Origin of the sequence: Methylobacterium nodulans ORS 2060 (assembly GCF_000022085.1) — a bacterium.
GTDB lineage: Bacteria > Pseudomonadota > Alphaproteobacteria > Rhizobiales > Beijerinckiaceae > Methylobacterium > Methylobacterium nodulans.
Genome location: NC_011894.1, coordinates 7,293,694 through 7,305,907, shown reverse-complemented (window position 1 = coordinate 7,305,907; position 12,214 = coordinate 7,293,694). Strand labels below are relative to the sequence as shown.

Sequence of the window (12,214 nt, the reverse complement as noted above, 5' to 3'; positions counted from 1 at the left end):
CCAGACCTCTGTTGGACTACCAATGTTCGCGGTATTTTGCGTCGTTTTCTTCATCCAGCGAGCTCTACGGCATAGATAGGGCACATATTGAGTGGCTCTTACGATCAAGAATAAGATTGACATTGGCCCAGGTCAGGCCTGGGCCAATGTTTGTTGGGTGTTTATTTTCGCCGCCATGGGCTTGGCGATTTTCCCTTTGTCAGCCAGCTTTTCTCGCCGTGAACAAGTCAGCAGTTTTTTAACTGCCGACCCACAGATTGTAAGGATTGACGCTCCTCGACCAGGCCGGATACAGCGCATCGCCGTACGTGAAGGACAGGGCGTGAAGCGAGGAGAAATCCTCATCTCCGTCGATCCGGATCCTGTCCTGGTGAGTGGCAAGCCCGCAGCTCAGGCGGAACTCGAACGCCTCAAAGTGACCGAGCAAGAGCTGCAGAATCGCGTTCAATCCATCGGTTCGCAGATCACTCTAAAAGGTGAGGAGCTTGCGGACCGCATCGACGCGGTAACGGATGCACGCTGATGTTCGCGGTCACCGCGGTGGTGAAGTCCTGACGCCTCACGCGCCCACGGCGAGCGCCCGGGGGGCGCGCACCGCCACCTTCCGCGGTGCGGGCGGCGTCAGGCGCACGAGGTCGGCGAGCGGCACGAAGCCGTCCGTCTCCGGGCCGGGAAGCCGCGTGCCGAAGCCCAGCGCGAAGGACAGGGTGAGCTTCGAATCCGGCACGATGCCGTAGGCGGCGAGCGCCGCCAGAAAGGCCTCCCGGAAGCTGCGCACGCCGCACCACGCCTTCTCGGAGAGGTGCAGCGGCCAGTCCCAGTAGCCGTCCGGGCGCTTGGCCGCCACCGTGCCGCGGGCGATGAAGTAGCCGGTGCCGCGATGCTCCAGCCCCTCCTCGGACAGGACCCAATCCCGGTTCTCGAACAGCACCGCGTCGTCGAGGCAGGTCGCCGCCATCGTCAGGACTCCCGGCTCCGGTGCGGGCCCGTGCCGCGCTGGCGCCGGCACCCGATCTATGGAACAGATGAGGAACACTGGGCTGATTTGAGACAGGCGTCAATGGGCCCGCGCGAACATTCCTGGAACAACCCGGAAGCCGGCCGGGCCCCTGGCGCGCCGGGGCGCGGGATGCCACTTCAGGGACGGACAAGACGGGGAGCAGCATGGAGCGGAGCCGGACGAGCCAGGAGACCGAGGCGCTCAAGCGCCTGGAGGCGCTGCGTCCCGCCTATGAGCGCCTGCGCGCCGACCGGATCCGGGCCGAGAGCGACGTCGAGCGCCTGACCGCCGAGCTGGAGGCCGCCCGCGCCCAAGCCCGGGAGGAGCTCGGCACGGACGACGAGGCGGCGATCCGGGCGATGATCGAGGAGATGCGCGCCGAGAATGCCCGCCGGGTCGAGGCCTTCGCGGAGGCGCTGCGGGCGGTGCAGGACCGGCTCGACGGCCTGACCGAGAGACGCTGAGATGGCTCCCGACGAGGCGGCCCGCGCCGTCGAGCGGCTCGGCCGCGCGCTCGCCCGGGCCGAGGCCCGCCGCGCCGCGCTCATCGACGAGAGGGACGAGCGCGTCCGGGCGGTGGCCGCCGCCAAGGGGCGGCTCGACCTGCGCGATGCGGTGGACCTCTGCCTGCGCGAATTGCAGCAGGAGACGCATCAGCGCAGCCTCGCGAGCTTCGAGACGCTGCTCTCGGCCCTGGTGCAGGAGGTGCTGCCGGGCGAGAAGCCGGTCTCCCTCGAACTCACCACCGAGCGCGGCCTGCCGGCCCTCGATATCGGGCTCCTGCGCCCGGACGGGGGCCGCGAGGACGTCCTGGAGGACAATGGCGGCGCCATGACCAACGTGGTCGGCATGGCGCTGCGGCTGATCGCGGTGGTGAAGGCCGGGGTCGGGCGCTTCATCGCGCTCGACGAGGCCGATTGCTGGATCGCGCCGGACCGCGTGCCGGCCTTCTACCGAGTGCTGGAGGACGGGGCGGCGCGGCTCGGGCTGCAATGCCTCGCCATCTCGCACCACGACACCGCGGGCTTCGGCCCCGCCACGCGGGTGAGCCGCATCGGCGGCCACCCGGCGAGCGGCGTGCTGATCGACGGGCCGGCCGAGGTCTGCGCCGCCGAATGGGCGCCGGATGCGACGGGCTTCCGCTTCATCCGCCTCACCGACGTCCAGGGCTTCGCCGACGCCACGCTGCCTCTCGGCCCCGGGGTCAACGCGCTCGTCGGCCCGAACAACCGCGGCAAGTCCACGGTGATCCGGGCGCTGCGGGCCGTCTTCTACGGCGAGGCCCGCGACGGACTAGTGCGGGCCGGCAAGCCCGCGGCCCGCATCGAGATCGGGGTCGCGGGCGGGCGCACCTTACGCTTCGTGCGCCAGCCGAAGCGCACGCCCGTCAATCTCTGGTCGCTGCACGAGCCGGACGGCTCCCTCGTCGTCGAGAACGGCGCGCATCTCGAGACCGGCGGGCGGGACGTGCCGGACTGGGTCGACCGGCTCTTCGGCATCACCCGGGTCGAGGAGCTGGAGGTGCATGTCGCGCACCAGAAGTTCCCGGTCTTCCTGCTCGGCGAGAAGGCGCCCAAGCGCTCCGCCGTGCTGTCGATCGGCCGCGAGGCCGGCTACATCCGCGACATGCAGGCGCTCCAACGCGAGCGCATCGTCGATGACCAGCGCATCGTGCGCGAGGGCGAGCGGCGCATCACCGCCCTGCGCGACCTCCTGGAGCCCTTCGCGGAACTCGACACCTTAAGCGCCGCCGTGGCGGATCTGCGCGAGGAGGCGGGCCGCATCGCCGCGGGCGCGGCGCGGCTGCGCGCGGTCGAGGGCCGGGCCGCCGAACTCGCGCGGCTCTCCCGGGCGCGCGCAGCCGCCGCGGCGCGGAGCGCGGCCCTGATCGCGCTGCCCGCCCCCGAGGGGGTGGCGGATCTCGGCCGCCTGCTCGCCGAGGCGCGTCATCGCGAGGGCGTAGGCCAGCGCCTGCTTGCCGCCTCCGGCGGGCTCGCCCGCGCGACCGCGCAGGCGGCCGTCCTGGCTGCGCTGCCCGCCGGCCTGCCGGTGCCGCGGGCGAGCGCCGCGGCCGAGCGGCATGCGACGGTGCTCGCGCGCCTGACCCGCGATCTCGCCCGAGCCCAAGCCCGCGCGCAGGCGCTCGGCGCGCTGCCGCCGGCCGCCCCCGCCCTGGCGCAGAACGCGCCGTCCTTAAGCGCCGCCGCCCGCCTGCAGGACCTGGCCGCCACGCTCGCCGCCGCGACGGCGCGGGTGGCCGAGGCCGAGGCGGGCCTCGCCGCCATCGAGGCCGAGACGGCGGCTCTGCTCGCCGCGACGGGCGGGCGCTGCCCGGCCTGCGGCGGCCCCGCCGCCCCCGGCACCCTGCTCGACGGCCACCGGCACGCGCCGCTCCGCCCGGAGGCCGCATGATCCTCGGCCGCGAGCGTCTCGACGCCCCGCCTGTGCCCTGCGCGGGCCTCCTCCTCATCGGGGATCCGCACTTGGCCTCCCGGCGGCCCGGCCGCCGCAAGGATCCGGACTGGCCCGGGCCGGTGCTCGCCAAGCTCGACCATTGCGTGGCGGTGGCGAATGCCCGCGACCTCGCGCCGGTGCTGCTCGGCGACCTGTTCGAGCATCCGGTCGAACCCGACGAGAGCCTGAAGGCCCGCCTCATCCGCATCCTGAAAGGGTTTCGCCACCGGCCGCTCGCCAATGTCGGCAACCACGACATCCGCCACACGCGCCTCTCGGACGGGGACAGCCTCGCGGTGCTGGCGGTGAGCGACGTCCTCGACGTCGCCCCCGAATCCGGCCCCGTGGCGCAGTTCGCCCTCGGGGGCAGGCGGCTCGGCGTCGGAGTGACGCCCTACGGGCAGGCGATCCCGGCCGATGTGCGCGGCCTGATGCCGGAGGCGGACCGCGTCCTCTGGCTCACCCACCACGACCTCGCCTTCGGGGCGGGCTATCCGGGGGCGGTGCCGCCGCATGCGATTCTCGGCTGCGCGCTGGCGGTGAACGGCCATGTGCACAGGCGCCACGCGCCGGTCACGGTCGGTGGCACGGTCTGGTTCAATCCCGGCACCATCACCCGGGGCTCGGTCGACCTCATCGCGCATGAGCCGGCGGCCTGGATCCTGGGGGCGGACCTCGCGCCCGTGGCCGAACCCCTGCCGCACCAGACCGAGGTGTTCGACCTCACGGGCCGGCAGGTCGCGCCCGCGCGGCCCGAGGCGCCTGTCGAGAGCGCCTTCGTGTCGCTCCTGCGCGCCGAGACCGCCACGGACCTCGCCCGCAGCGACGACGGTGCGCTGATCCGCGAGGCGATCGAGGCCAAGTTCGCCCGCGACGACACGCCCGAACCGGTGCGCGCGGCGATCCGCTCGCTGATGGAGGAGGCAGTGGCGCGGCGGGGCACCTAAATCGAACCTGACGTGCATGGCACCCGCCCCGCTCCTCATGCTGAGGTGCTGGCGATCGAAGATCGCGTAGCCTCGAAGCACCCCGGACCGGTGCTCCTGCCCACCCTGATTTGGACGAACGTTCAGGGGTGCTTCGAGGCAGCCTGCGCGATCTTCGATCGCCAGTGCGATCTGCGATCGCCCGCGCCTCAGCATGAGGGCCGGTGGGGCTGCCATGAACGGGAGCGCTCATTCAGCCGCGGTTTCATCCGTCGGGGTCAGCCCGGGCCGGTGGCGAACTGATCCCAACGGCCCAGGCTGCTGACGTAAGCCAAGTGCTGCCGCGCATGCTCGCGCATCGGGCCGGTGACCTGTCTCGAATTTTCGACACCAAGCCAAAGGCTTCGTCAGAGGCTTGGCGAAAATTCGAGAGCGGAACCAACGGTCATTTTCAACGACCGTTGGTACGAGAGACGGATGCGGGCGGCCTCATGAGCGGACCTGCGCCGGGGCGCGCTCACGGGCCGTCGCGTGCATCTCCCCCTCCATCGCCCGCTCCAGCACCGCGAAGACCTGCGGATCGGCGCTTTGGGCCACATTGAAGCGCAGGAACCGTCCGGCGCTCTGCGACAGGCTGAAGACGTTGCCGGGGGCGAGCACCACGGATTCGGCGAGCGCCCGGCGGGCGACCACGGCGGCGTCGAGCCCCGCCGGGAGGGCAGCCCAGAGGAAGAGGCCGCCGCGGGGCATCAGCCAGGGCCGAAGGCCGAGGGCGCCGAGGCGGCGGGCGGTCAGCCCCATGGCATCGGCGAGCCGCGCGCGCAGGCCGTCGAGGTAGCGCCGGTAGCTGCCGTCGGCGAGGAAGCGGTGGACGAGGTTCGCCGAGAGCCGCCCGCTGCCGAAGGACGTGGCGAGCTTGAGGTCGACCAAGCGGTCCACCCACTCGGCCCGCAGGGCCACGTGCCCGCAGCGGACAGCCGCCGAGAGGGTCTTGGAGAAGCTGCCGATGTGGATGACGCGGTCGAGCCCGTCCAGGGCGGCGAGCCGGGGCGAGGGGTCGGGTTCGAGATCGTCGAACAGGGCATCCTCGACGATGAGCGCGTCATGGGCCTCGGCGAGGCGCAGCACCCGGTGCGCGGTCGCGGCGCTCATGGTGGCGCCGGTCGGGTTCTGGAGCGCCGAGTTGGTCAGGTAGAAGCGCGGGCCATGCGCCCGCAGGGACGCCGCGAAGGCGTCGAGATCCGGCCCCGCCGGCGTCCAGGGCACGCCGACCACCTTCGCCCGATGCGCCTGCAGCAGGGCGCGGAAGTTGAAGTAGCAGGGATCGTCCACCAGCACCGTGTCGCCGGGCTCCAGGAGCAGGCGAGCGATCAGGTCGAGGGCCTGGGTGGCCGAGGCGGTGAGCACGATCCGGTCCGGCCCGGCCGGGATGCCCTGGTCGTGCAGGCGCCGGGCGAGGAGCCCGCGCAGGGGCGCATGGCCCAGCGGCTCGTCGTAGTCGAGCAGGTCGGCGGCCTCGCCGCGCGCGAGGCCGCGCAGGGCGCGGCGCAAAGCCTCGTCGGGCAGCCAGGCGGGCGGCAGCCAGCCGCAGCCGGGCTTGAGCACGCCCGCGCCCGCCTCGAGAGTCTGGCGCGAGACCCAGAGCGGGTCGACCGCCCGGTCGAGGCGCGGGCCGATCGCCGCGAGCGTGAGGGGCCGCGCCGCCCCGGCCACGTAGAAGCCCGAGCCGGGCCGCGAGACGATGGCGCCCTCCGCGACGAGCCGGTCATAGGCCTCGACCACCGTCGATTTCGACACGCCCATCGCGGCGGCGAAGCCCCGCACGGAGGGGATCCGGGCCCCCGGCGCGAGGGTGCGGCCGGCGATGCGCTGGCGGATCGCCGCGGCCACTGCCGCAACCCGGGTCAGATCCTGCGACACCTGCATCCGTACTGGTCTCCGGATCCGGACAGTTCGCCCGAACCGTACCGGGTTCGTGCCTGTCGCGACAGGGCTCCGGACGCGATGGTCCCTCCCGCATCACGGGAGGACGGGCATGCGCGGCGGGATAGCAGTGGTGGCGGGGACGGACGGGGGACCGGCGCGGCGGGCCTTCGCCGACGGGCTGATCGGGGTCCTGATCTTCTCCGGCTCGCTGCCGGCGACGCGGCTCGCGGTCATGGATCTCGACCCGTTCTTCGTCACCGCCGTCCGGGCGGGCGTGGCGGGCCTCGCCGCGCTGGCGCTGCTCGTGGGATTGCGCCAGCCCGCACCGGAGCGGCGGGATCTCGGCGCCCTGGCGCTGGTGGCGCTCGGCGTCGTGATCGGCTGGCCGCTCTGCACGGCGCTCGCGCTCGAGACCGTCACGGCCGCGCACGGCACGGTGACGGTGGCCTGCCTGCCGCTGGCGACGGCGCTCTTCGCAGTGTGGCGCGGGGGCGAGCGGCCGAAGCCGGCCTTCTGGCTGTTCTCGGGCCTCGGCAGCGCGATCGTCGCCGCCTTCGCGCTGCGCCAGGGCGGCGGGCGGCTCGGTGCGGGCGATGCGTGGCTCTTCCTCGGGATGGTGCTGTGTGCGCTCGGCTACGCCGAGGGGGCGCGGCTGGCGCGCCGGCTCGGCGGCTGGCAGGTGGTGGCCTGGGCCCTCGTGCTGTCGCTGCCCGCCTCCTTGCCCGCGTCGTGGCTGCTGCGACCGGCCTCCTGGTCAGGGGTCGGCTTGCCGGCGCTCGCGAGCCTCGCCTACGTGTCGCTGTTCAGCATGCTGATCGGCTTCGTATTCTGGTATCGCGGGCTGGCGCGGGGCGGTATCGCGGCGGTGGGGCAGGTGCAATTGCTCCAGCCCTTCGCCAGCCTCGTCCTCGCCGCACTCGTCCTGGGCGAACAGGTCGAGACCGGACTCGTCCTCGCCTGCGCGGCGGTGGTCGCGACGGTCGCGGGGGCCAAGCGCTACGCCTGATTCCCGGCGGGTCCAGGGCCGCCTCGGCCCTGGCGGGGTGCGGGGCAGCGCCCCGCATATCCCCTCACGGATCTTTAGCAATGGCCTCAATATCCCGGTCGACGCCGCTCTCGACCTTGAAGTCCTGGGTGTAGACCCTGCCGTCATGGCGGGCGATGAGCTGGTACTCGCCCTCGGCCAGCGTCACCTGCGGGAACGCCCCGATCGCCTCGCGGATCGTGTCGCCGCCGGGGGTGAGCACGCTGAAGGCCGTGCCCGCGAAGGCTTCGGTGCCGGGCGCCGCGACGAGCTTCAGGGTCACGGTCGCGGCCCGGTGATTGAGGGTCGCGTCGGTGATGCGGCCGTTCTCGACCTTGAGGTCCGCGCGCTGGATGGCGTTCGAATCGCCCCAGGTCGAGACCACGTGATAGGTGCCCTCCGGCAGGCGGATCAGCTCCCCGGCCTTGACGCCGTCACGCACGAGGCGGCCCTCCGGGTTGTTGCCGATCGGCACGAAGATCGCGAAGGCGAGCTGGCTGCCAGGAATGCGGGCGTCGCCGACGGCGCCCGCGAGGCGGAGCGCCCCGGCATTGACGGTGATCTGGTCGGTCAGACCCGCGGGCGCGAGGGTGACGCGCTTCGAGGTGCTTACGAAGCCGTAGGTGACGTTGGCGAGATAGCTGCCGGGCGGCAGCCGGAAGGTCGGCTGTGCCTCCTCGGAGCGGGCGAGGATGGCGGGCCGGCCGGCATCGCTGCGATCCTCGTAGATGCGCCAGGTGAGGCCACCCCGGATCGGCTTGCCCTCGCTCGTCAGCACGGCGCGTAAGGAAAGGGCGGCCTCCGGCACTGCGGGCGTGGCGAGGGGCGGGGGCCCTTGCGTGACGGAGGGGGCCGGCGGGCGCGCCGGCGCGTCCTGCGCCACGGCCGGCCCCGCGCAGAGAAGCGCGAGTGCCGCCTTACCGAAGAGCCGTCTCGCCCGCCTCATCCCCATCCCTCGCCAGCAACTCGCTCGCCGCCGCCATCAGGTTGCCGACCGAGAGGGGCCGGAACCGGAACTCCACCACATGGCGCCCCTTGGGCACCTCGACGCCGCGGAACAGCAGGTTGGTGCGCAGGATCGGGCGGCGCGCGCCGTCCACCCGCGCCTCCCAGCCCGGGTAGTAGAGATCGTGCAGCACCAGCACGGCGTCGCGGTCGGTGTCGACCTCCACCGTGACGAGAGTGCGGCGGTAGGAAAGGATCGAGGCCGAGCCGGCGGCGGGGGTCACCGGCGCGGCCGGGTCGGCCTGCCCGTAGGCGCCCTTGACCTTCGGCAGGCTCTCCTGGTCGACGAGGGCGGTGGCGTTGCCCTCGAATTCGGGCAATTCGTCCTGGGACAGCACGTCCTCGGAATCGACCGGCACGAGACGGGTCGCCAGATAGGCGCGGGGCCGCGCGGGATCGAGGCGGTAGATCCACATCTGGCCCGAGCCGTAGAGGAGCTTCGCCCCGGTGAGCTGCGGGAAGTGGCGCGGCAGGCGCCCGGCCGGCCGGTCGAGCACGAGGTATTCGAGGCCGAGCAGGCTCGCGAGCCGCGAGCAATAGCCGCGGAACAGGGCCGGGAACTGGCGCAGGTTCGGGTCGGCGGCATTCTCGCCGGGGCCGACCGCCCGTTCGTAATCCGAGAGCCGCAGCGGGTTGTAGCCGATCGTGTCCTCGAACCCGAGCACCATCGAGGCGTTCTGCCAGGCGCCGCCGAGCCCCAGGATCTCGACGCGGGGATGCTCGCCCTTGGCGTGGCGCGCCGCGAGCTCCGCCTTGAGCAGATTGAGGCCCTGGAGCTGCTCGGGGGGCAGCTGCCGGAACACAGCGTAGCGCTCGGCGGGCTCCGCGTTGAGGGAGGAGCCGGCATTGCGCCAGATCAGCTCGGCGCCCGTCACGGCGACGAGGGCAGTCGCCACGAGGGCGCGCCTTTGCGCGCGGCGCAGCGCCGCCACGGCCGCAAGCGCCAGGCTTGCGCCGATCGCGACATCGCGCAGCGCATCCGCGAGGTGGCCGGCCGGCAGCGCGAAGGCCAGCGCGGCGGCCAGCGCAGCGACGAGCAGCGCCAGCGCCAGGACCGGCAGGGCGCGCTGCCAGCCGCAGGGCAGGGCCGGGGCGCCGTCCTGAACGAAGCGGTGCACGAGGTAGCCCGCCGTGAGCGCGAGGCCGATATTGATCACGAAGGTGGCGTCGGCGGGCCGGCGGTAGAGGTCGATGCCCGGGACGTGGTCGAACAGCAGCGCGAAGAGCGGCGTGTAGCGGCCGAGCGCGTAGAGGAGCGCGCCGGCGAGCACCAGGGCCGGGAAGCGGATCTCCCGCGCGAGAAGCCGCCCGCCCGCGATCCCGTGCCAGAGGATCAGCAGCGCCGGGATCGTGCCGGCGAACAGGTAGTTGATCGCCCGGTCGGTCCAGGTGCCGCCGATGAGCGACGACCAGTCCGGCCCCCAGTAGTCGTAGGTCCAGCGCAGGGAGCCGAACACGTCCGCGAACAGGCCCGTGGCGAGGCTCTCGGGCGGCAGCGAGCCCATGGCGGCGACCCCGTAGCCGAAGGCCGGGCGGGTCGAGGTCATCAGGAGCTGCATGGTGAGAAGGGAGGGCACCGCGAGCAGCGCCCCGCCGACCACCGCCATGACGGCGAAGAGGCTGAGCCGCGTGCGGAGATACGCGAGAGGACGCCCGGCCTCCAGGACGGAATAGAGCGCCCGGGCGATCAGCACGCCGCCGCACAGGAACGCGACCTGGTCGCGCCCGACCGTCATCAGCGCGGCGATCACCGCGAAGGCGAGGCCGAAGGCGTAGGAGCGCCGGTCGAGCGCCTCTTCGAGCAGCCAGAGGGCGAGGGGAAAGTAGCCGTAGGAGAGGATCATCCCCGTGTGCTGGAGCCGGGCCGAGGCCGAGCCGCCGAGCACGAAGATCATGGCGGCCACCACCGCCCCCGCCGGATGCCAGCCCCGGCGGCGGAACAGCGGCAGCATCGCCACGGCGCCCGGGATGAGATGGGCGAAGACGACCGCGTCGAACAGCTCCATCGAGGGCGAGGGCACCGCCCAGGCGAAGAGCAGCATCGTCGGCGTGAACAGCAGCGATTGCGGATCGGCCACCGACGGATGGCCGGCGAAGTGGTAGGGGTTCCAGAGCGGCAGTTCCCCATTCGCCAGCGCGGCGCCGAGATAGCGCAGCATCGGGTAGAAGTGGTTCTTCGAATCCCAGGGCACGACCGTGCCGGTGAGCGGCCAGACCGCGGCGGCGGCGGCCCAGAAGGTCAGCACGGCGGCAAGCGCCAGGAGAAAGGCGCGCGGCGTCCAGGCCTGGGCGCGCGGCGGGGCGAGGAGGCGGCTCATGGTCGGGCGTTCCGGCAGCGTCTCTTCTGGCGGGATCCGGCGGTGCGGCGGGCCTTGTGCCAAGCTCCCGTGACGGTTTTCGGGCCGGATTGCAAAGCCCGCCGCACGGCGCCTATCTGAGGCCGCACGCGCGGCGGCCCGCCGGGCCGTGCCTGTTCTTCTACACTCCTGCACTGAAGGCCCGATGAACGCGACTCTCGATCTCCTGCGCACCCGGCGCTCGGTGCCGCCCGCGATGCTGACCGGCCCGGGGCCGACGGCGGAGGATCTCGCCGCGATCCTGACCGTCGCCTCCCGGGTGCCCGACCACGGCAAGCTCGCGCCCTGGCGCTTCGTCGTGATCGAGGGGGAGGGCGCCGAGCGCATCGGCGCGGTGATCGAGGCGGCCTTCGCCGCCGACCATCCGGAGGCCGACGCGGCGCGGCTCGCCGCCGAGCGGCGGCGCCTCGCCCAGGCGCCCGTGGTCGTCGCGGTGGTGTCGCGGGCGGGCCCGCACATGAAGATCCCCGACTGGGAGCAGGTGCTCTCGGCAGGGGCGGCGGCCATGAACCTCGTGATCGCCGCCAACGCGCTGGGCTTTTCCACCTCCTGGCTCACCGAGTGGATCGCCTACGACCGGCGCATCCTCGACGCGCTCGGGCTCGCGCCCGAGGAGCGGCTCGCGGGCTTCGTCCATATCGGCCGCGCCACGCAGGTGCCCTCCGACCGGCCGCGGCCGGAGCTGTCGGCGATCGTGACGCGGTTCTGAACTCGCCACGGACCGAGCCGGCCCGAGCGAAGCCGAAATCCGCGTGGCGAAGGCAGAGGCGACGGCGCGAGCCCCGCCGCGGCCCCTGTCCAGGCGGCGGAAGGGTGCTAGGGTCCGGCTTCTCCCGGGACGAACGGACTCCCCCATGCATTATGACGCCGAGACCCGCAGCCTGCCGCACAACCCGTTCAAGGCGCTCGTCGCGCCGCGGCCGATCGGATGGATCAGCGCGCTCGACCGCGACGGGCGGCTCAACCTGTCGCCCTACTCGTTCTTCAACGGCGTCGCGGACAATCCCGAGATGGTCATGTTCTCGTCCTTCGGCCGCAAGGACGCGCTGAGCTTCGCGGAGGATGGGGGCGAGTTCGTCTGCAGCTTCGCGAGCCTCGAACTCAAGGAGGCGATGAACAAGACCTCGGCGCCGCTGCCGCGGGGTGAGAGCGAGTTCACCTTCGCGGGGCTCACGCCGGCGCCGTCGCGCAAGGTGCGCCCGCCCCGGGTGGCGGAGGCGCCCGCCGCCATCGAGTGCAAGTGGCTCAAGACCATCCCGCTCGTGCCGCTGGAGGGAGGCGAGGCGCGCTACTTCATGGCGATCGGACAGGTGGTGTCGATCTACATCGACGACCGCTTCGTCACGCCGGACGGCCGGGTGGACACGGGCGCCATGCAGCCGCTGATGCGCGGCGGCTATTTCGACTATTTCTCGGTCGACGGGCAGACCCGTTTCGAGATGCGCCGGCCGGCGGGCGGCGGCGGCGACGCGCCGCGCCGGTGACCGCCACCGCCGGGACAGGGCCGGACCCGGCAGCTTCA

At 72.6% G+C, this 12,214-nt stretch carries 11 protein-coding genes; 7 read left to right on the top strand and 4 right to left on the bottom strand.

What is annotated here, in order from left to right; translation table 11 throughout:
• The first annotated feature begins 91 nt into the window (after positions 1-91).
• On the top strand, positions 92-523 hold the full coding sequence (locus MNOD_RS44520) for an HlyD family efflux transporter periplasmic adaptor subunit (protein ID WP_083786640.1): 432 nt from the start codon (positions 92-94) through the stop codon (positions 521-523).
• A gap of 36 nt (positions 524-559) precedes the next feature.
• On the opposite strand, the gene MNOD_RS34110 is transcribed toward MNOD_RS44520, so the two are convergent.
• Positions 560-958 (bottom strand): hypothetical protein, encoded by a 399-nt coding sequence (locus MNOD_RS34110; protein ID WP_015933515.1) that lies wholly within the window; start codon positions 956-958, stop codon positions 560-562.
• Between the two features lie 206 nt (positions 959-1,164).
• On the opposite strand from MNOD_RS34110, the gene MNOD_RS34105 reads away from it, so the two are divergent.
• From MNOD_RS34105 to MNOD_RS34095, 3 genes are read left to right on the top strand one after another with little or no spacing between them, the layout of a single operon-like run.
• A complete protein-coding gene (locus MNOD_RS34105) occupies positions 1,165-1,464 on the top strand; it encodes a hypothetical protein (RefSeq protein ID WP_015933514.1) in 300 nt (99 codons plus the stop codon).
• Between the two features lies 1 nt (position 1,465).
• Positions 1,466-3,412, top strand: a complete 1,947-nt coding sequence (locus MNOD_RS34100; protein ID WP_015933513.1) for an AAA family ATPase — start codon at positions 1,466-1,468, stop codon at positions 3,410-3,412.
• The gene (locus tag MNOD_RS34095; protein ID WP_015933512.1) at positions 3,409-4,401 is read left to right on the top strand and encodes a hypothetical protein; all 993 of its coding nucleotides are present in this window, start codon (positions 3,409-3,411) and stop codon (positions 4,399-4,401) included. The genes MNOD_RS34100 and MNOD_RS34095 overlap by 4 nt, the downstream gene beginning before the upstream one ends.
• Before the next feature lie 468 nt (positions 4,402-4,869).
• Here the strand turns inward: MNOD_RS34095 and MNOD_RS34090 are convergent, their stop codons facing one another.
• On the bottom strand, positions 4,870-6,306 hold the full coding sequence (locus tag MNOD_RS34090) for an aminotransferase-like domain-containing protein (protein WP_015933511.1): 1,437 nt from the start codon (positions 6,304-6,306) through the stop codon (positions 4,870-4,872).
• Between the two features lie 109 nt (positions 6,307-6,415).
• Here MNOD_RS34090 and MNOD_RS34085 point away from each other — a divergent pair, with 109 nt between their 5' ends.
• The gene (locus MNOD_RS34085) at positions 6,416-7,312 is read left to right on the top strand and encodes a DMT family transporter (protein ID WP_015933510.1); all 897 of its coding nucleotides are present in this window, start codon (positions 6,416-6,418) and stop codon (positions 7,310-7,312) included.
• Between the two features lie 64 nt (positions 7,313-7,376).
• On the opposite strand, the gene MNOD_RS34080 is transcribed toward MNOD_RS34085, so the two are convergent.
• A complete protein-coding gene (locus tag MNOD_RS34080) occupies positions 7,377-8,276 on the bottom strand; it encodes a hypothetical protein (RefSeq protein ID WP_015933509.1) in 900 nt (299 codons plus the stop codon).
• Positions 8,248-10,653: a YfhO family protein gene (locus MNOD_RS34075; protein WP_015933508.1), complete on the bottom strand. Its 2,406-nt coding sequence runs from the start codon at positions 10,651-10,653 to the stop codon at positions 8,248-8,250. Before MNOD_RS34075 ends, MNOD_RS34080 begins: the two co-directional genes overlap by 29 nt.
• Positions 10,654-10,837: 184 nt before the next feature.
• Between MNOD_RS34075 and MNOD_RS34070 the strand changes: the two genes are divergently transcribed.
• Both MNOD_RS34070 and MNOD_RS34065 read left to right on the top strand, forming a co-directional pair.
• Positions 10,838-11,401 carry a nitroreductase family protein gene (locus tag MNOD_RS34070; RefSeq protein ID WP_015933507.1) on the top strand — a complete coding sequence of 188 codons (564 nt, stop codon included), beginning with the start codon at positions 10,838-10,840 and terminating at the stop codon, positions 11,399-11,401.
• Between the two features lie 145 nt (positions 11,402-11,546).
• Entirely contained in the window at positions 11,547-12,176 is a 630-nt protein-coding gene (locus tag MNOD_RS34065) for a flavin reductase family protein (protein ID WP_015933506.1), read from the top strand.
• Positions 12,177-12,214: the final 38 nt, after the last annotated feature.

Bases quoted from the DNA above. Each gene is read 5' to 3' on its own strand.
- MNOD_RS34110 (WP_015933515.1), bottom strand. From the start codon at position 958: ATGGCGGCGACCTGCCTCGACGACGCGGTGCTGTTCGAGAACCGGGAT.
- MNOD_RS34105 (WP_015933514.1), top strand. From the start codon at position 1,165: ATGGAGCGGAGCCGGACGAGCCAGGAGACCGAGGCGCTCAAGCGCCTG.
- MNOD_RS34100 (WP_015933513.1), top strand. From the start codon at position 1,466: ATGGCTCCCGACGAGGCGGCCCGCGCCGTCGAGCGGCTCGGCCGCGCG.
- MNOD_RS34095 (WP_015933512.1), top strand. From the start codon at position 3,409: ATGATCCTCGGCCGCGAGCGTCTCGACGCCCCGCCTGTGCCCTGCGCG.
- MNOD_RS34090 (WP_015933511.1), bottom strand. From the start codon at position 6,306: ATGCAGGTGTCGCAGGATCTGACCCGGGTTGCGGCAGTGGCCGCGGCG.
- MNOD_RS34085 (WP_015933510.1), top strand. From the start codon at position 6,416: ATGCGCGGCGGGATAGCAGTGGTGGCGGGGACGGACGGGGGACCGGCG.
- MNOD_RS34080 (WP_015933509.1), bottom strand. From the start codon at position 8,276: ATGAGGCGGGCGAGACGGCTCTTCGGTAAGGCGGCACTCGCGCTTCTC.
- MNOD_RS34075 (WP_015933508.1), bottom strand. From the start codon at position 10,653: ATGAGCCGCCTCCTCGCCCCGCCGCGCGCCCAGGCCTGGACGCCGCGC.
- MNOD_RS34070 (WP_015933507.1), top strand. From the start codon at position 10,838: ATGAACGCGACTCTCGATCTCCTGCGCACCCGGCGCTCGGTGCCGCCC.
- MNOD_RS34065 (WP_015933506.1), top strand. From the start codon at position 11,547: ATGCATTATGACGCCGAGACCCGCAGCCTGCCGCACAACCCGTTCAAG.